This is a genomic window from Bradyrhizobium sp. ARR65 (genome assembly GCF_000472385.1).
Lineage (GTDB): Bacteria > Pseudomonadota > Alphaproteobacteria > Rhizobiales > Xanthobacteraceae > Bradyrhizobium.
Genome location: NZ_AWZU01000085.1, coordinates 1 through 16,513 on the forward strand (window position 1 = coordinate 1; position 16,513 = coordinate 16,513).

Annotated in this window: 17 protein-coding genes and 4 pseudogenes; 5 read left to right on the top strand and 16 right to left on the bottom strand. The window is 59.4% G+C overall.

All coding sequences use genetic code 11. The features are described 5' to 3' along the window. Nucleotides 1–567: 567 nt before the first annotated feature. The 4 genes and pseudogenes from F758_RS0141060 to F758_RS0141075 form a co-directional block, all read right to left on the bottom strand. A pseudogene (locus F758_RS0141060) lies at nucleotides 568–747 on the bottom strand (3-oxoacyl-ACP reductase); the annotation flags it as partial. A gap of 212 nt (nucleotides 748–959) precedes the next feature. Beyond that, nucleotides 960–1,682 carry a hypothetical protein gene (locus F758_RS0141065; RefSeq protein ID WP_157450471.1) on the bottom strand — a complete coding sequence of 241 codons (723 nt, stop codon included), beginning with the start codon at nucleotides 1,680–1,682 and terminating at the stop codon, nucleotides 960–962. Nucleotides 1,683–1,831: 149 nt separating this feature from the next. Further along, a complete protein-coding gene (locus F758_RS0141070; RefSeq protein ID WP_024513245.1) occupies nucleotides 1,832–2,782 on the bottom strand; it encodes an AraC family transcriptional regulator in 951 nt (316 codons plus the stop codon). 171 nt (nucleotides 2,783–2,953) lie between these two features. Continuing rightward, on the bottom strand, nucleotides 2,954–3,787 hold the full coding sequence (locus tag F758_RS0141075) for a LysR family transcriptional regulator (RefSeq protein ID WP_198026703.1): 834 nt from the start codon (nucleotides 3,785–3,787) through the stop codon (nucleotides 2,954–2,956). A gap of 157 nt (nucleotides 3,788–3,944) precedes the next feature. Here F758_RS0141075 and F758_RS0141080 point away from each other — a divergent pair, with 157 nt between their 5' ends. Then, the gene (locus F758_RS0141080; RefSeq protein ID WP_024513247.1) at nucleotides 3,945–4,598 is read left to right on the top strand and encodes an isochorismatase family protein; all 654 of its coding nucleotides are present in this window, start codon (nucleotides 3,945–3,947) and stop codon (nucleotides 4,596–4,598) included. A 124-nt stretch (nucleotides 4,599–4,722) separates the two neighbouring features. Beyond that, nucleotides 4,723–5,697, top strand: coding sequence for a glutathione S-transferase family protein (locus F758_RS0141085; protein ID WP_024513248.1), 975 nt, complete (start codon nucleotides 4,723–4,725; stop codon nucleotides 5,695–5,697). Between the two features lie 17 nt (nucleotides 5,698–5,714). On the opposite strand, the gene F758_RS0141090 is transcribed toward F758_RS0141085, so the two are convergent. The 9 genes and pseudogenes from F758_RS0141090 to F758_RS0141130 all read right to left on the bottom strand — a co-directional run bounded on the left by F758_RS0141090 (nucleotide 5,715) and on the right by F758_RS0141130 (nucleotide 12,281). Beyond that, complete coding sequence (locus tag F758_RS0141090) at nucleotides 5,715–6,047, bottom strand: hypothetical protein (RefSeq protein ID WP_157450473.1); 333 nt, start codon at nucleotides 6,045–6,047, stop codon at nucleotides 5,715–5,717. 1,208 nt (nucleotides 6,048–7,255) lie between these two features. Next, nucleotides 7,256–7,468 (bottom strand): TetR/AcrR family transcriptional regulator C-terminal domain-containing protein, encoded by a 213-nt coding sequence (locus F758_RS52545; RefSeq protein WP_245286754.1) that lies wholly within the window; start codon nucleotides 7,466–7,468, stop codon nucleotides 7,256–7,258. Nucleotides 7,469–7,479: 11 nt separating this feature from the next. After that, on the bottom strand, nucleotides 7,480–7,626 hold the full coding sequence (locus F758_RS52550) for a hypothetical protein (RefSeq protein ID WP_245286755.1): 147 nt from the start codon (nucleotides 7,624–7,626) through the stop codon (nucleotides 7,480–7,482). A 108-nt stretch (nucleotides 7,627–7,734) separates the two neighbouring features. Then, the gene (locus tag F758_RS0141105; protein ID WP_024513250.1) at nucleotides 7,735–8,097 is read right to left on the bottom strand and encodes a hypothetical protein; all 363 of its coding nucleotides are present in this window, start codon (nucleotides 8,095–8,097) and stop codon (nucleotides 7,735–7,737) included. A 262-nt stretch (nucleotides 8,098–8,359) separates the two neighbouring features. Next, nucleotides 8,360–8,698, bottom strand: coding sequence for a putative quinol monooxygenase (locus F758_RS0141115; RefSeq protein WP_024513252.1), 339 nt, complete (start codon nucleotides 8,696–8,698; stop codon nucleotides 8,360–8,362). A gap of 51 nt (nucleotides 8,699–8,749) precedes the next feature. Beyond that, nucleotides 8,750–8,881 (bottom strand): annotated as a pseudogene (locus F758_RS52555) (cupin domain-containing protein); the annotation flags it as partial. Between the two features lie 1,269 nt (nucleotides 8,882–10,150). Beyond that, nucleotides 10,151–10,999, bottom strand: coding sequence for an isocitrate lyase/PEP mutase family protein (locus tag F758_RS0141120; protein WP_245286756.1), 849 nt, complete (start codon nucleotides 10,997–10,999; stop codon nucleotides 10,151–10,153). A 407-nt stretch (nucleotides 11,000–11,406) separates the two neighbouring features. Further along, nucleotides 11,407–11,718 carry a hypothetical protein gene (locus tag F758_RS0141125; protein ID WP_035725037.1) on the bottom strand — a complete coding sequence of 104 codons (312 nt, stop codon included), beginning with the start codon at nucleotides 11,716–11,718 and terminating at the stop codon, nucleotides 11,407–11,409. A 233-nt stretch (nucleotides 11,719–11,951) separates the two neighbouring features. Continuing rightward, complete coding sequence (locus tag F758_RS0141130; RefSeq protein WP_024513255.1) at nucleotides 11,952–12,281, bottom strand: hypothetical protein; 330 nt, start codon at nucleotides 12,279–12,281, stop codon at nucleotides 11,952–11,954. 463 nt (nucleotides 12,282–12,744) lie between these two features. Between F758_RS0141130 and budA the strand changes: the two are divergent. Beyond that, nucleotides 12,745–13,530 (top strand): annotated as a pseudogene (budA, locus tag F758_RS52560) (acetolactate decarboxylase). Here budA and F758_RS52565 read toward each other — a convergent pair. Beyond that, entirely contained in the window at nucleotides 13,505–13,699 is a 195-nt protein-coding gene (locus F758_RS52565) for a hypothetical protein (RefSeq protein ID WP_024513256.1), read from the bottom strand. The pseudogene budA and the gene F758_RS52565 sit on opposite strands and share 26 nt — an antisense overlap. A 154-nt stretch (nucleotides 13,700–13,853) precedes the next feature. Here F758_RS52565 and F758_RS0141145 point away from each other — a divergent pair, with 154 nt between their 5' ends. Together F758_RS0141145 and F758_RS45930 are read left to right on the top strand one after the other, a co-directional pair. Beyond that, a complete protein-coding gene (locus F758_RS0141145; protein ID WP_024513257.1) occupies nucleotides 13,854–15,080 on the top strand; it encodes a cytochrome P450 in 1,227 nt (408 codons plus the stop codon). A gap of 10 nt (nucleotides 15,081–15,090) precedes the next feature. Then, nucleotides 15,091–15,413: pseudogene (locus F758_RS45930) on the top strand (2Fe-2S iron-sulfur cluster-binding protein). Between the two features lie 464 nt (nucleotides 15,414–15,877). Here F758_RS45930 and F758_RS0141155 read toward each other — a convergent pair. Continuing rightward, entirely contained in the window at nucleotides 15,878–16,111 is a 234-nt protein-coding gene (locus F758_RS0141155) for a DUF6894 family protein (protein WP_024513258.1), read from the bottom strand. A gap of 121 nt (nucleotides 16,112–16,232) precedes the next feature. Further along, nucleotides 16,233–16,508 (bottom strand): HlyD family secretion protein, encoded by a 276-nt coding sequence (locus tag F758_RS52570; protein WP_035725034.1) that lies wholly within the window; start codon nucleotides 16,506–16,508, stop codon nucleotides 16,233–16,235. Nucleotides 16,509–16,513 lie beyond the last annotated feature (5 nt).

Genomic DNA, 16,513 nt, shown 5'->3' on the forward strand with positions numbered 1-16,513 from the left:
GTCCGCATTCGGAAAGACATCGGTGATTTCACCGAACAGCGGACCTGCGGAAGGCATCCTTCAAAATCGTCGTGATGATCGTCGGGACTTTGAAGCTCTTCGCCGCGTGAGCGAGTATCGCAACATTCGTGCGCAAGATGGTGATGTCAATCGACTTCGTGTTGAAAGCCATTTGCGATTGATGGTCGATCAGCAGCAGCGCGTGATCATTCGGGCTCAGAAGCGTTTTGGCGGGTTTGNCGATGGCCTTGATGCTCATTTAGGTCTCCTTAGCTTGGCGCGGCATCGACAATCGATAAGCTATTGGGGCGCTACCGCGTAATTTCAGTGTGGACGAGGTGCCTTACGATCCGAAATGCACGACTATTGTTGAAGCTCGATCAGATGCACCCTGTTTGAAGCAAAAATCCGCCATCAAGGATGCCGTCAAGGCCGGCAACGCCGTTGGAGACAGGGCTGATCTTTGCCAGGTTTTGGATCGTTCATGGGCTTGTCCAGTCAAGCGGCTGCACACGGTCGCGCGCAATGTTCATCGAGAGGCGCTGGCGACGCCTAGGATGCATCGCAAGCGGCGATGCTCCGTCCCGCCAGCGCCGCAACATCCTCGGCTTCTACACGATTTGCGTTGTAGGTGAAGATCGAACTGACGCCACACTTGGCGAGGCTGAGAACTGTGCTTCGGCCGAGTCCGCGGCTTCCACCCGTGACGATTGCGATCTTGGTCGTGGAATTGCCTTCGATTGTCATGTTTCCGCTCCTTTCGCTCGAAGGATCTAAATCGGTTGGTAGAAGGGCGGCGCTTGCAGCCGGGTCAAACGTATTTCATGCATCGCTTCATGCCTGACGTTTGCAGCAATGGTCTCGATGCAATTCGACCGAGGGCGGCGGCTGAGCGGCATGACTCCTTCCCTCGAAGGCGACTGCACCCTCTCAGCCTGCGCTCACGCCAGTCGTATCGACTAGTGAACAGCATCGCGCTGCAGGCCATCCGCTCTGAGGTAATTGCGCTCTCCGACGTCGTGCTTGACGGGAATTGAGATCGTCGAAGAAACCCCACCATAGGCAGAGAGCTGCTCGATCACTCCAGACTTGAGCCAGCCTTGCAGCGTGTCGTCCGTGGCCCAATGAGTGACCAGTAGATACCGTACTGGCGCGAGCGACGGGAATTCCTGGATCGGTCCAACAAACTGATAGGGTTGTTTCTCGAACTCTCCCGTTAGTGTTTCGAACGCGAGCGGCTGATGAGCACGCAACGACGGACCGATGATCTCGTCGAGGATCCTGTCGATCGTCGCCTCTTCGAGCGGATCCTGTCGTGCGATCGGCATTTCGCAGAGGACAGGACCCGTGACTGCCTCCTGGTCCGCTGGAAGCCGCCACTTCCGAAGATAGACCGATGCGGACCAGCGCGAATGGGCGGCATCCTGCATCGGTTTGTGCTTCGGTTCGGATTGCCACTTGTCCATGAGCTGGGGGGTCTGCCACTTTCCGGAGAAGTAGAGCCAGCGCGAGCAATGGATCGGACCGCCGATCACCGCGATGAAGCCTGGGGACGCCGCAGCGATCGGCCCTATGCGGTCCTGGTGCCGCCAAAACTCCTCCTGCAGTTCCTTGCCTTCATGCAGCGTGAAGGCCGCTTCCATGGTGGTGAGGGTTTGAGGAATTCGATCCTGAGAGGACATCTTCGTTTCCTTCCTGCTAGACTAGACACCTCCTTTGCGGAGGTTTGCAGGAGTTTTCGCGCGCGCCATCTCGGCCCACTATCCAGAAAACGAAGTGCTATCCATTTTGCGAAATTACTTTTCGGCTCGCTGCATTCGCCGGCCACGTGTCAAGCCAGGCCGCCACGGCAACGCCGCAATGTCTGGCTCGGTGCTTCACCGAACGCCAGCTGGTAGTGGCTGCTGAACCGCGCCAGGTGCGGAAAGCCGCACGAGATCGCAACGGAGGTGACGGATGTCGAAGCAGCAGGATTGAGAAGTGCTTCCCGCGCGGCGTTTAGCCGAATTTGGCGGTGCACTTGGGTCGGGGTCATCTTCCGTGCTTCGCGAAAGCCAAGTTCGAGGCTTCGCAGACTAACCCGCAACGATTTCGCCACCTCGCTGACGGTGATAGACGGTCCGCCGGTCCGCATCAGGTGCTCGGCCTCCCGGACCAGGCGCGGATCGGCCGCGGAAGACTCTTTCTTCAGAACCTCAGAGTAGTTGTGCGGATGCGCCTCAAGGACCAGGGTGCCGAGAAACTCCTCGAAGTGCTTCCACGCTTGCGCTGCGAGAGCAAGCTCATTGCTGTCGCAACTGCGGATCATCTGGAGCGCTTGACACCAGGTGGCTTCCAGATCGGCACTGAAGGGAACGTGGCGAAACCGCAACGGCACATCAAGGGGTCTGTTGATGAGGCGAGAGCAGAGATTCTCGACTGCGTCCTTGTTCAGCCGCATGGAGCTTTGCCAAAAGCGGCGGTCGAAAGTGAGCTGGCTAGAGACATTTGGCGACAGCGGCAATGTTCGTCCCTTCCCCCACTGAACCGAATGCCTGCCCTGCGTCGCTTCCGCGGCACCATCCACACAGGTCATGAAAAGCAACAGATTCTCGAAGGTACCTGCGTCGATCCTGACCGGAGCAGCATAGCCCAGCGTGACGACTTGGCGGCCGGCAGCGCCGGATAACTCCAGCACGGCATCAATGCCGCGGTTGCTCTCAAGCACAGTGACGTCGTGGGAGCAGTAGACACCGCTAACCGCCGCGATTGCTTCCTGCAGATCCGAAGTCACCACGCGCATCGGCCGTCTCCGAAAAAAACCCAATCTGATCTGCGGCCAAGAGCCAGAATTTAGCGCTTGGAGCGCTCCTCGGAAAGAGCCGCGAAACTGTCGGGTGACCCGAGCCGGCGCGCCTCCAATTCGGCGGTCGTCATCTACTGAAAAGGGTCGAGGCGTGCACGAACACTTCCTCTACGCGAGGTGCTTCAAAAGCGCTCTGACGGCAACGGATGGTGTCACAGAGCGCGCCTGCAGTGCCGTCGCCTCAAGCTGATCCAAGCGGCTTTTGGGAAGGATTCGGACGAGACTCCCGTCCGCGATCCGGGAGTCGGCCAGAAATCCCGGCACCATGGCGATACCCAGACCCGCGCACACCGCGTCATGGGTTACGAGCATATTGCCGGTACTGATGTGCCACAGGACGCGGATCGACTGATGATCGATCGTCCAGTGGTCGAGATCAGTGCGGGTCAGGATGCCACGATGGTTGACAAGGTCTGCCGCCGTCTTGGGTGTTCCGGCGCGCTCAAGGTAGTCTGGCGAGGCCACCAGTTTCATGTCCACCGGCGCTAGTCGGCGGCTTAGCAACTCGCTGTCGTCAAGTTGGCCCAGCCGGATCACGAGGTCAAAGCCGCCGGCGATGACGTTCACGAGATCGTCGCTCAGGTGCAGGTCGAGGCGTACGGCCGGATAGCGTTGCTGAAACGCAAAGAGCTTCGGCGCCAAGACGTGCTGGCCGTAAGCAACGGGGGCCGCGATCTTCAACGTCCCAGTCGGGGTCGCATGCTCCGCGAGCGCCTCGACCTGGGCCAGTTCGGCATCGCGCACGATGGGGCGAACCCGCTCGAAGTAGCGACGGCCTGTGTCGGTAAGGCTGAGCGCGCGCGTCGAACGTCGCAGGAGCGGCGCCCCCATGCGCTGCTCCATGAGCGCAAGCTGGCGGCTGATCGTCGCCTTGGGAAGGCCGAGCAAGCGACCGGCGGCGCTCAGGGAGCCGCACTCCACGATTTTCACGAAGAGTGCCATTCCTGAGAGATCAACAGCCTCTGCCATTGTTCCAATTATAGAACACTGGAGTTTCAAATGCCAGTCTATTGTCCCAGGCTAGCAATGGCTCAAATTCTCGTTCACGAGAAAGCAAACGAGCTTTCCAGCCTGAACGCCCACCAACAGGAGCCAGACCATGAATACGAAGACCTATACGAAGACCCGCTTCTCAGCGAACGACACAGCACTCGTCCTGATCGATCACCAGTCGGGAATCATGCAGCTCGTGCATGACTATTCACCGGCCGAGTTTCGCAACAACGTGATTGCGCTCGCGAAGCTCGGAAGGGTCTTCAACCTGCCCACCGTCCTGACCACGAGTCTTGGTCAAGGTCCAAACGGCCCGTTCATCCCCGAAGTGGTGAGCATGTTTCCCGATGTGCCGGTGATCGATCGACCCGGAATCATCAGCGCGTGGGATGATCCTAAGTTCGTAGCCGCGATCGAGAAAACGGGCCGCAAGAACCTCATCATGGCGGGCGTCACAGTCGACGTGTGCCTCGCTTTCGCCGCTATGCAAGCAGCCGAGGCTGGCTACAATGTGTACGGCGTGGTCGATGCCTCCGGCGCGAATGAGATTACCATCCGAGAGAATGCCGTGGCCAGAATGAGAGATCATGGGATCACACCCATCAACTGGACTACGGTTGCGGCCGAGCTGCAGCGGAACTGGACCCTGCCGACTGGACAAGACTTGGGTCGGGTCTTCCACGACCACTATCACAGCTACGGTCTTTTGATGGATAGCTTCGAGTCCGTTAGCACGAATGCGGTCACGAAAGCGTCCTAGCTGCTTCCGTAACAGTCCAGACGATCGACGGCCCGATATCGCTCTCGAGATCGGGCCGCTTCGGGACCACAGTCATCTACGCAACGACGAGCCATCTCACTCATCTGGTACAGGACCAAAAGTCATGGGCGAACTGATCGACGGCCGCTGGCGTCCGACCACCCCCGAAGCCTCGCTTCTCAGCGGGACTGTGGAACGAAAGCGTTCAATTTTTCGGAGCTGGCTCACAGCCGACGGGGCGCCTGTCGACGGAAAACCCAGCTTTCCAGCCTGGGCCGGCCGCTATCACCTCTACGTATCGCTGGCGTGCCCGTGGGCGCATCGCACGCTGATCATGCGCAGCCTCAAGGGACTCGAGCACCTCGTGAGCGTGTCGGTCGTCCACTGGCTGATGGGCGAGGATGGATGGACATTCGCTGCTGGTCCCGGCGTGGTTCCCGATGAGGTCAACCGCGTTTCCAAACTCCACGAGCTCTACACGCTGGCGGACCCTCACTGTACTTCGAAGGTCACGGTCCCAGTCCTCTGGGACAAGTTTGAGCGAACGATCGTGTCGAACGAATCTTCGGAGATCATCCGAATGTTCAACACGGCGTTCGATAAACTGGGTGCACTGCCCGGTGACTATTTTCCCGCCGAACATTGGGAGGAAATCGAACGCGTCAATGAGCGCGTCTATGCAAACCTCAACATCGGCGTTTATCGTGCCGGCTTTGCCAAGCAGGCCGATGTCTATGAGGCTGCCGCCTACAAGGTCTTTGAAACATTGGATTGGCTAGAGGCACGCTTGGCCGATCGCTCTTACTTGGTAGGCGGCAGGCTGACTGAGGCCGATATCCGCCTTTTCACAACTCTTATCCGGTTCGACTCGGTCTACTATGGACATTTCAAATGCAATCTTCGGAGGCTCGTCGACTATCCCCGACTGTGGGACTATACACGTCGCCTGTTTCAGCATCCCAAGATCCGCCCAACACTGAACATGGCTCACATCAAGGCCCACTACTTCGGCAGCCACCCTCGGCTCAATCCTAGCGGCATCGTGCCAATAGGGCCAGTTCTCGATCTTGACGAGCCGGTCCTGTCACTCAACTCGTGAAAGCCACTTACCTGCTTCTACGCCATGCGCGCAACGGCTGCCTCACCTAGGACGAGTCTAGCCTGCAGATCGGCAAAAATAGCGGGCACATAGATCCGTCGGGTGATCGCCTCGTGACCCCGCAAATTGAGAACGAACGCCAAATGATTGATGCCAGATTCGAGCACGTCAGCATGGTGGCGATTGGCGATCGGGGGCGGCAACATGCGGCGCTCTTCGATCGTCTCTGGAGCGGTTGTGGACGTGGCGCTGCACGAGATGGCACGATCGCGATTGGCCGAAATCTTGTCCAACAGCTGTGACATGAATCGCGCGGTTTCGGCGCTGCATTCAGTGCCGTCTGTGGACACGAATTCACCTCGCTCGTAAGCGGGGTCCGCGCGGGCGAGCATCGAAGAGCGACTTCGGCTCGCGCCGCAGTACCGGATATGTGCGAGGGACGGAAGTTTCCATCGCCGCCCGCTGTGGCGAGGTCCATCTCGATCGGCCAAGTAGCGGCCAAACGCTTCAATACTGTCCCCGGTATTGACCCCACCGTTCTGTTTTTCAGCTAATGGAAGAACTCATGGAATGCGTCGGCCTCTGAGATGGTGGCAATAGGCATCGAACCTGTGACCCCACCATGTCAAGGTAGTCCGAGACACCAATTCTCACGTGAAATCAAAGCGAAAAGGCCGGTAGAAGTACAAATCGGAGCATGAACGGAGCTGGAACGAAGCGGATTTGCTGTTGACGTGCTGTTGACGGTCGGCCGTCAGCTCTGGCCGTTCTGATTGTGAGGTAATCACCACGGGAGCTGGCGGGCTTAGACGCGCAAGAAGCGCGGTCCCCCAAACGGCTGGCTTCAACGTCGGCCATCTCCTGCAGCAGCGTTCAGCGGACCGGGCGAGCACAGGGCCTCAAGCCACATCTGGTCTAGACGTTGACCTACAGTGTTCACACGAAGCGCACCCGGCCGATAAGACAGATGAGCCCTTGGCGAAGCGTGCGACAAGGTGCGAGCGCGGTCGAGCACGTTGTGTTAGCGGTCGAGCACGTTGTGTTATTTGAGGTTACTCGGCCCAACGCTATGAAAGAACGTATTGTATGGCGGACTCTCTGTAAAATCGCGCGGGCTGGTATTGACCTCGATTCCCGGCAGAAGAGGTCGAACGAAACATGTCGAAAAATACGGCGACTGGCGATTTGGAGAACCGGAGCCCTCAGTCAGCTGGAACCTGCAGCCCACCGCGATCAGCTGGATGGAAAACGTCAGCCAGTTTTCTCGCCGAACATGCCCGCATAAAGAGTGATTTGGAAAACATTGGATTCCGAATTCCAGCTAGAGATGCGTGTGGCAGAAGGTCCTGGTGACCCAACCGGCCAATCACTCAGGATGGTGGACGCACCAGGCTAAGGGTATTACCCCTATGCAAATCATAGTCGGCTTATGACGAACCGTGTTTTGCAAGCGTGAACGTACTGCAGAGTGTGAATGCAGAGCTATGTTATTGTCGCGACCTTCATCATTCAGTTCCTCTAAGGTGACGAGTCAGCGTTCGCTACATTCTTTTGAGACTCAACTCACGCCGCCATTCCTGCAGGCCGCAAGAAAGAAGGCAACGCTGCGCGCCACGTGGGCGTCGATCTCTGGATCCAGCACCTTGAGGTTCACCTCAAACAGCGCCCGAAGCAGCATGGGTACGGCAACAAGATCGAGGAAGAGCCGAGCTGTCGTCGCTAGGCGCTGCGGGGCGACGGCTGGCAGCGACGACCTCGGCGATCTCGTCAATGCTCGCGCCCTCATATCCGCGCTGCAGAAAGACCTTGCGTGCTGCAAAGGATGCGCGCATCAACCTCCCCGGCAAGCTCCTTCGGCGGCCGGCCGAAGCGCACCGCGGCCCGTTTTGCCTTTGCCGCCGGTATCTTCTTCAAAGTGCTGGTTTTCATCGCGGTTGATCCGGGTTCGTTAGCGCCGATGGTCGGCGGAGCATGTCAATCTACCCATATCAAAAGGTATTCGCTGCGAGAGGTGGATGCCCATTGCTGCCATGATCTTCATCTTCGAGGTCTGCCCGCTTGCCGGAATGAAGAGAAGTCGATCACCTGCGCAAACTCGGTGACCAACGTTGTGTCTTTGCGCAATGCGCTATCCGGCGGCGAACCGAACCGCTGTTCCGTGATTTCGATCGCAATGACATCTCGGGTTTGTAGGTTGCCCTCGATTGGCTGCAGCACCAGGCGGGGATGCTCAGGGTTTGCCATGGCGAAACTCATCAGCCTCTTGAGTGGCGACTGCAAATAGGCCCAGTGCTCGATGATTAGGAACCAGTCGCACCCGTCTTTCAGCGCTCCGTTCAGGAGGCCGCTTGATAGAGCATCGTGCTCAAAGACGCCCAGGCTACCGATGATATCGATCACATGCGGTCCCTTGGGCAGTCGTATGAATAGGCCGACTTTATTATGAGCTGTCCTAATAATTTCATATCTCTCTCTATTCCGCGGAAGGGATATGACACTTCGAGTTCGCTCGCACGGTGCCCCGCGCTGGCGGTCAGCACCACCACCAAGAGCTCGCCGAACGCCGGTGTCGGCGCGGCCGTACGTCGCTCGTAGTCACCGTAGCTGGCCCAAGCCCGCGGCGTATTGGCATGCACCCGAAGTGTGATCTAGGCCGACTCCGTTACCTGATGAATCCATCGAGCGGTGTCATGTAGATCGGGTGGAAGTCTGCGATCGCTTGCTTCAATTCGTTCGACGGCATGCCATAGATCACCCAGCGAGTGGGCTTGGGCAAAGAGAGGAACTCCTTCGATGGTCGCCCGAACGTTTTTTCCACGTGGTACACGGCCGCCTTTGAATCGATGTAGCGTTCGTAGATATCGACCGTCTTCTGATCGTGGCTGATATTGTATTCATACTGCACCACGCCCGTCTCTTTTTCTGTCGCGGCCACAAGCTTCCGAATCAGCGCCTTGAACTTTTCCATCTGATCGACGGCGAGCGTGAGCACCCAGTACACCTGGTCGCTCCCGACCGCCGGTTTCTGCGTTTGGGCCTCCGCCCCTTGCCGCTATTGCACGTCGGTTACGTGTTCCATCCAGTCGGCGTACGAGCCGCTGAGCTGTTCCTGGATGGCGATATGGCTCATGGCCGTGGCTGGCGTGGCCCCATGCCAGTGCTTCTCGCCGGGCGCGAACCAGATCCTTTAGCTCGACGAGTGCCGTTTCAAGCGCCCGCATCAATTCGCTGCCCAGCGCATTGCGCCTGTTCGGACGATCGATGGTGAGAATGGCAATTTGCCCCTGCCGGCGAGTGTTCAACATGACTGGAATTTCCTTCCGGGCTTTCATCTGTTGACGATCATTTCGAGCGTGGCGCGCACAAGCTGGTGTGCGCAGTTAGCGGTAGACGTCAGATCACGGCGCCATCCTTCCGCACTTCCTCCCCGCTCATCTCTCTGTCTCCTGATCTTGCCTTCATCGTCGGTTTGTGTGGGCAATGGGGGATTGGCCGTCATGAGCCCATGACGAACGCTCAACCGTACGGGAGCGCACTGTTCGCCGCCCGCGCGTTGACTGGTACCGGATCTGGTTTTGCTGATCGGATCTGGGTCCCGGATCGGTCGCGGCCTCGCTGGCCGATTTCCCGATCCATCTGCTCTGGACTTGCGGGCTCTGTTCGAGCCGGACTCGCGTGGGTCGTCGTAGGCCGCGACGCGGTCGAGCGGGGGTTGATAGCGGGCCTCAGTCGTCTAGCCGCGCAATTCTCGTCAAGCAGGGCGTGCGGCGAGTGGGCCGGCAGCTAACTCTGCTAGGGCCATGCAGCCTGAGCGCAGGCGACCGGCGGTACACAAGGCGCGCGGCGTGATCGGGACGAAGCGAGCATATGAACTCAGTGCAGGTCAAGCCGCACTTTGTGAAGAGCTTCTGAAGATAGCAGCGAAATCCCAGTTTCGGCGGCAATCTCTTGGGACCGAAATTCGGATCAGCAAAGCCGTCAAGGATGATGCGGCCGATACGCGCAAATAGTTTGTCCAAATGTCGTGATCCAGGCCACGGCTCAGATGGCGTAAATACGGCGCCAAGCATATCTTAGAAGGCGAGCTGCCTGTGGGGATCGGACCGCGCCGCTATCGATTCCTCGTCTTTGCCCAAGAGTACCGTACTGACCAACGACACGGGCCGCCAGCGTTTCGCCGCGCCCGCACAAGCAAGCCTTCGACTCGAACCCCAGATTGAGAAATGACCGACTTACGCGGCAGATAAATGGATAGCCATCGCGAACCGCTTTTCAGATAACCGCGTTCATGGCTGCGCCCCATCCAGGAGCCCGATATCTCCCGCAGCGAGTTGCGCAGGGTGCTCGTTCTGGGTCACCGCTGTCCTGCCGGCGACCTGAAATAATGCAAGGTACCAATCCGTGTCAGCGAGCCGAATATCGCGGCGCGTCCGCTCGAACCGGTCCGTGCCGATTACCGGGAGTGTCCATTCTCGTTCGCCGCGTAGCGACGATCCATGAGGTCGAAGGCCTGCTTGTCCACCAACCTCTGACGCTCCGCGAACGACGCGACGTCACGCTCATCGAGAGCGCCCTTCTGCTTGAGCGTCGATAGTGTCGACTGCATGCCATGCACGGCTCCCTGCAAGGCAGCGTTAGCGTAAAGCACCAAGCTGAAGCCCATCGCGGCCGCTGTTTTCGCGTCGATGATGGGTGTCTTGCCTCCAAGCACCATGTTGACCAGCTGAGGCGCCTTCAGGCGACGAGGGACCGCTTTGAGGTCGTCGAGACTTTCGGGAGCCTCGACGAACGTGACGTCCGCGCCCGCCTCGATGTAGCGGCCGGCGCGCTCAATTGCCGCCTCGAAGCCCTCGACGGCACACGCGTCGGTACGTGCAATGATGACCAGATCCTGCCGCCTTGTGTCCACCGCGGCTCGTACCTTGCCCAGCATCTCCTCCAGCGGGATCAACTCCTTGCCGTCAAAGTGACCGCACCGCTTGGGCGCATGCTGGTCCTCGATTTGAACCGCACTGGCGCCGGCTTGCTCCAGAACGCGAACCGTATGGGTGACGTTGATCGCGTTGCCAAAGCCGGTGTCGATATCGACGATCAGCGGCAGGTCGATCACACACCGGATGGCCATCACATGATCGGCGACCTGGGTTAGGTCCATGAATCCAAGGTCCGGCAAGCCGAGGTACGTGTTGGTGAGACCAGCCCCCGTCAGATAGACCGCCTTGAAGCCCAGATCAGCAATGATCCGCGCCGCCAGCGCATTCGGCGCACCGGGTAGAAAAACGCCCTTCTCCTCGCGGAGCATCGTTCGAAGTGTCTGGATGTGAGAAGTCGACATCATTTTCCTCCTCTCTAGAACGAACCCAGGTCCACAACAAATTGCGCCAACCTATTTTCTTGATCTTCCAGTCCCGCGGATGGATAGGCATCACAGCGTGCGTCGTCGTTCTCGGTTTCGCAATCGGAGCCGTTCCAGGCGGCATTCTGACCTTTCCAGTGTCAGGTTTCATTTTTCATGCGAACGCCTGGATCACTGGTGCGCCGCCGACGACTAACGGGCTAAGTACAGCTGCAATATGGGGGCAGCTATATCAAGCCTCTGATGTATCTTGGCCTGCTCGGAGCCTCCGGAGGGCTAGTTTTTTGGGTCGTACTGACGGTCCTCGGGCACGTTGGATCAAGATGGTAGAGTGATTCAGTCGGCTACAGGCCTTAGCCCATGCTTCCCGGCATAAAGCAGCGCGGTTTCGGATGACCATCCACGTAGTACGGCCAAACCATCGTGTGCCCAGCGCGGTTCGGTCCATCCACTACCGCTTCGTTCGGCACGTCGACCCACTCACCGTCGATGCGCACGCGATAGTGACCATCCTTGCTATCCCAATCTGCATCGTCGAGGCGCTTAGCATCACTGCCATCGCAGCACGGTCCCTTACGGCTGTGCAAGCTCTCAAACCAGCCGTTTAACTCAGGGTGCTTATAATCGTGAGCGCGTGCGCGGCCGATTGCAGCGACCAGCAGCATGAGATAGAATATTGCTATCTTTACGTGCCAAGAGCCATCCTTCATTTCACACTCACGATCGCTGCGAGAGCGGCTGGTGCTGACGAATAGAGCTTTGTGGCGCAACCAGGCTCCGTAGTTCACATCAGTTGATGTTGGCGATCGGAGATCGTCCGTCATGAGCCCATGACGCACTTTCGCCAGTACTGGAGCGCACTGTTCTTCGCCCGCGCGTTGGCAACGCAGGCTGAGCGCTAGACGTTGTGAGCGGATGGCGAAACGCGGCGCCTCCGCGCGAATCGGTAAATGGTGCCGCCATGATCCACCGCCGCAAGCTCCCACTGCACCTTGATCGCGGCTGCCGCGATCCCGAAAACGCTTCGTCGGCGCATCCAGGCAGCAAAGGCATTAGGGTCGCTCACGTGGTGCTCGCCTCCGCACGTCGAGCGGAGCAAAGCCGTCCACTCCTCGAGGTTCAAATGCGGATCGCCGACGAAATTGCAGCTTTGTTGCACCATCGCTTCCAAAATTTTACAGATAAACCGCATGCGAGTGGTCTGCATGTCGGAGTTGGGCGCCGCCACACGCGAATTCCAGTAGCGGCACGAAGATGTGTGCTGGATTTGATCTTACGATCCCGATAGACCGGTAGGCGAGTAGTACGGTGGCGTCCGCCTGAATTTGTTCGGCGGGACAGCGCGCATCCATCCTCGCGAAAAGTCTCTCGATCCGGCCGGCGACATAAGGCACCACGCGCGCCTTGCTGCCGCCGATCGGGCGACCGGCTCCTGCTCTGGAGAACGTGTGGTCCCGCCGTGAACGGAACAGTACGCGCTCGTGCCCGGTCAAAGAACGCCTTGGGCTCACCACATCCGATCTCTGTCGATCTAGCCTTCATTCCCGACATTCGGTCGCGGCCGGCTGCTCGACGGTGTTGTGTCGGGTTAGCACGACCAGTTTCGGCTCGGCAGTTCGGAACCACTGAGAGGTGCATCGGATGAATGTTTGAGCAAACGAAGAGCGATAGGAGCAGACAGTATGATGGACATGGTCACGTCAATAAGACTGAGCTTTCCGATAATCCTTTCGCGCACGCTGACGCTCCTCGTGCTCATCGTCGGTGCGCCGCCCGCGCGCGCCGGAGAAGCATACCAGGTCGCCACCATCTCCAGCTTGCTCGCCGGCGTCTATGACGGTGACACGACTGTCGATGAGATGCTGCGCCATGGCGACTTTGGATTGGGCACCTTCAACGGGGTGGACGGCGAGATGATGGTGCTCGATGGTCGGGTCTATCGCGGGACGACCGACGGTCGCGCTCATTTGGTGGCGCGGTCGGAGCCGACTCCATTTGCCGTCGTGGTTGATTTTCACCCGCAAGCATCTATGCCGATTGCCGCCGGACAATCGCTGCAGCAACTGCAAGCTCCATTTGATGCGCGGCCCTACAGCGCTTCGCGGGTCCTTGCGGTTCGCATCAACGGTCATTTTCAATCCATTTAGGTGCGCAGCGAGCCGAAACAAGTAAAGCCCTATCGTCCGCTGACAGAGGTGATCAAGGAAGAGCAGGTCGTCAATACACTCACCGAGGTCGACGGCGCCCTGATCGGCTTCCGGTTTCCGGTGGCGGCAAGCTCCGTCAACGTGACCGGCTGGCATTTCCATTTTTTGAGCTCCGACAAGGCCGGGGGCGGTCACGTCTTGGCGCTCACCACCGGCGAGGCTCGGGCCTTGGTCCAGGAAATTTCCGACCTGCGCATCCGTTTCCCGGCGCAGGCCCCCAGCTCGAGCGCCAGCGCGGAAGCCGTCAAGGCAGTGGAGCAGCCACGCTGAATATCGTCGTCAGCCCAACGCGATCAGCATACCGCGTCAAAAGGGAAACGTCTTGTACGTCCTTGACCAGATCGACGGAATTGCGCTGATAGTACACCCTCGCGCTGTTCGAGAGCTTGTGGGCGCTGGAAACGATGAACGCCGGCACGTACTGCTCCAGGTCGCGCATCGGACCGTCATGCGCAGCTTTCGCATGCGGTTTTCGGCGTGGCCTGCTGGCGGGCGGGATGATGGACAAGACTCAGGTCGCGGTCCCAGCGTTGTCCCGCGGGACATAAGGACATGAGGACGCGCTTCACAAGACCAAAATTCGGAAGGCCACAATGAGTGCAAGCATCACCTCCGCGCAGGCAACCGCGCATGGTGGCGGCACGCCGCCATCCGTTCCCCATCTCGACGTCGATCCGTTCGCGATCGATTTCTTCGAAAATCCCTGCCCTGCTCAGGAGGCCTTGCGGGAGGCGGTGGTCTATCTCGACAAATGGAGCGTCTATGGCGTCGCCCGTCATGCCCAAGTTCATGCCGTCCTTAACGATCCCCTGATCTTCTGCTCCAGCCGCGGCGTAGGCCTGAGCGACTTCAGGAAGGAGAAGCCTTGGCGGCCACCGAGCCTGATCCTGGAGGCCGATCCGCCCGCGCATACGCGCACCCGCGCCGTGCTGAGCAAGGTGCTGTCGCCGGCGATGATGAAACAGATTCGCGACGGTTTCTTGGCTGCTGCGGAGGCCAACGTGGATGAACTCCTGCAGCGCCGGCATATCGATGCCATCGCGGATCTCGCGGAGGCCTACCCGCTCTCGGTGTTTCCCAATGCGATAGGCTTGCGGCAGGAGGGACGCGAGCATCTGCTCGCTTATGCCGCAGTCGTCTTCAGTGCGTTCGGGCCGCCGAACGAGCTGCGCCAGGCCGCGATCGAGCGCTCGGCGCCGCATCAAGCCTATGTGGCCGAGCAGTGCCGGCGCACGAATCTCGCACCCGGTGGCTTCGGAGCCTGCGTGCATGCGTTTTCCGACACCGGCGAGATCACGCTGAAGGAAGCCCCGCTCCTGGTGCGCTCGCTGCTTTCGGCGGGCCTCGACACGACCGTGAACGGGCTCGGAGCCGCAATCTATTGCCTGGCGCGCTTCCCCGATCAGATGGCGAAGCTACGTGCCGACCCGTCGCTGGCGCGCAATGCCTTCGAAGAGGCCGTGCGGTTCGAAAGCCCGGTGCAGACCTTCTTCCGGACGACCACGCGCGAGGTCGAGATCGACGGCCACGCTATCGGCGAAGGCGAGAAGGTGCTGATGTTTCTCGGCGCCGCCAACCGCGATCCGCGGCGCTGGGACGAGCCCGATCGCAACGACCTCACGCGCAGGACATCGGGCCATATCGGCTTCGGCGCCGGAGTCCACATGTGCGTTGGTCAGGCGCGGCTCGAAGGCGAAGTCGTGCTCGCGGCGCTGGCACGCAAGGCGGCATCCATCGAGATCAATGGACCGGTCAAGCGCCGCTACAACAACACGCTGCGCGGGCTCGAGAGCCTCCCCGTCACGATCAAGCTGGCTTGAGAAGGACATCATGACATCGATCATCTTCATCCATCCTGATGGCCGCAATGAGCGCATCGAGGTGGCCAGGCCGAAAGCGCCATGCTGGCCGCCACCAGCCACGGCATCGACGGCATCCTCGCGGAGTGCGGCGGTAATGCCATGTGCGCTACCTGTCATGTCTATGTCGACGAGAGCTGGCTCGGGCGCCTGCCTGCCATGGGCAGCGAAGAGGACGCGTTGCTCGATGGCGCCGCCGCAGAGCGGCGGCCCACGAGCCGTTTGTCCTGCCAAATCAAGCTCACGCCCGATCTCGACGGTCTCGTGTTGCGTTTGCCGGACAGGCAGGTTTGACGGCTCAGTTCATGCTCTTCCATTGGCTGATTGTGACGCGGGTACCGCAGATCTCAAGCGACGCGCCTCATCAAAGCCATTCAGTCCGTTGGTTGCTGCACGGGGCCTCCACCGTAGAACGGCCGCCAATGACCGCCTCCGGCCGCGCGTGCCAAATAGAAGCTCGCGCTGGGGCTACACCAGCAAGTCCTCGGTGTGCAGAAGAGCCTGATTTGCGGCGCTTTCTTGAAGCCGTTTATTATGGAGGAGAGAGTGTCAGTCAACCTCCATTGAAGGATAAAGCGTTTTCGACCTTCCTGGGCCAAAACCCACCATTTGAGCTACGGCCAAGAAAAGAATTTTGCCCTGTCGAACAAGTTCAAATCCTGGAGGCATAACCACCGATACCGACGCTCAGTTCATGTCGCGATCTGAAAGCAGGCAAACCCTGCGTCCCGTGTGGTCGATCGCTAACAGGGCGACCTTCAATGCAGTTTGCCTAGCACAAAAACAAAGGGGACGACGAATAGCTCATCACCGAGATCGTCGTTGACGTGCAAGATCCAGCTGCGCCAATCTTCCAGGCTGCGCGCCGTGGTCAGCGACCGCACGACACAGGCGGCGTGATCACGCGCCTCGGCGAAGTCGTCTACCAGGGCGCCGCAGCGATCGACCAAAACCTCTGTCCTGTTGGAGCAGTGGAAATACACATGGGTCATGTTTAGTCTCCTTCAAACAACGTCTCGCCTGCCGCATTGGTAGCTGCGCGAGCCAACGCATTGGCTGCATCAACTTGTGAAGCCTTCTCCGCTTGCCGCCGGTAGTCACAGGCAACGCTACTCAATTCGAGGGCCGTCCTGCTCGCGTATCGATCTGGACGGTCGCTGTCATGCCGGCGACCAGGCGAACGCCATCAGGTACCTGATCAATCCGGATGTGCACCGGCACNCGTTGAGCGAGGCGTACCCAGGTGAAGATCGGATTCACCGCGGCAAGCCCTTGCGGGTCGGATTGCGCGTTCGAGACTTTGATACCGCGCGCGACGCCGCCGACTTCGCCACGCACGATCTGGCTGTAGCCCATCAACTTGATCTTGGCAGGATCACCCTCGTGCATGGAGG

Excerpts from the sequence above, each read along its gene's own strand:
- F758_RS0141065 (WP_157450471.1), bottom strand. The coding sequence starts at position 1,682 with ATGTCCTCTCAGGATCGAATTCCTCAAACCCTCACCACCATGGAAGCG.
- F758_RS0141070 (WP_024513245.1), bottom strand. The coding sequence starts at position 2,782 with ATGCGCGTGGTGACTTCGGATCTGCAGGAAGCAATCGCGGCGGTTAGC.
- F758_RS0141075 (WP_198026703.1), bottom strand. The coding sequence starts at position 3,787 with ATGGCACTCTTCGTGAAAATCGTGGAGTGCGGCTCCCTGAGCGCCGCC.
- F758_RS0141080 (WP_024513247.1), top strand. The coding sequence starts at position 3,945 with ATGAATACGAAGACCTATACGAAGACCCGCTTCTCAGCGAACGACACA.
- F758_RS0141085 (WP_024513248.1), top strand. The coding sequence starts at position 4,723 with ATGGGCGAACTGATCGACGGCCGCTGGCGTCCGACCACCCCCGAAGCC.
- F758_RS52550 (WP_245286755.1), bottom strand. The coding sequence starts at position 7,626 with ATGAAAACCAGCACTTTGAAGAAGATACCGGCGGCAAAGGCAAAACGG.
- F758_RS0141120 (WP_245286756.1), bottom strand. The coding sequence starts at position 10,999 with ATGCTCCGCGAGGAGAAGGGCGTTTTTCTACCCGGTGCGCCGAATGCG.
- F758_RS0141125 (WP_035725037.1), bottom strand. The coding sequence starts at position 11,718 with ATGCTGCTGGTCGCTGCAATCGGCCGCGCACGCGCTCACGATTATAAG.
- F758_RS52565 (WP_024513256.1), bottom strand. The coding sequence starts at position 13,699 with ATGCGCGACCTGGAGCAGTACGTGCCGGCGTTCATCGTTTCCAGCGCC.
- F758_RS0141145 (WP_024513257.1), top strand. The coding sequence starts at position 13,854 with ATGAGTGCAAGCATCACCTCCGCGCAGGCAACCGCGCATGGTGGCGGC.
- F758_RS0141155 (WP_024513258.1), bottom strand. The coding sequence starts at position 16,111 with ATGACCCATGTGTATTTCCACTGCTCCAACAGGACAGAGGTTTTGGTC.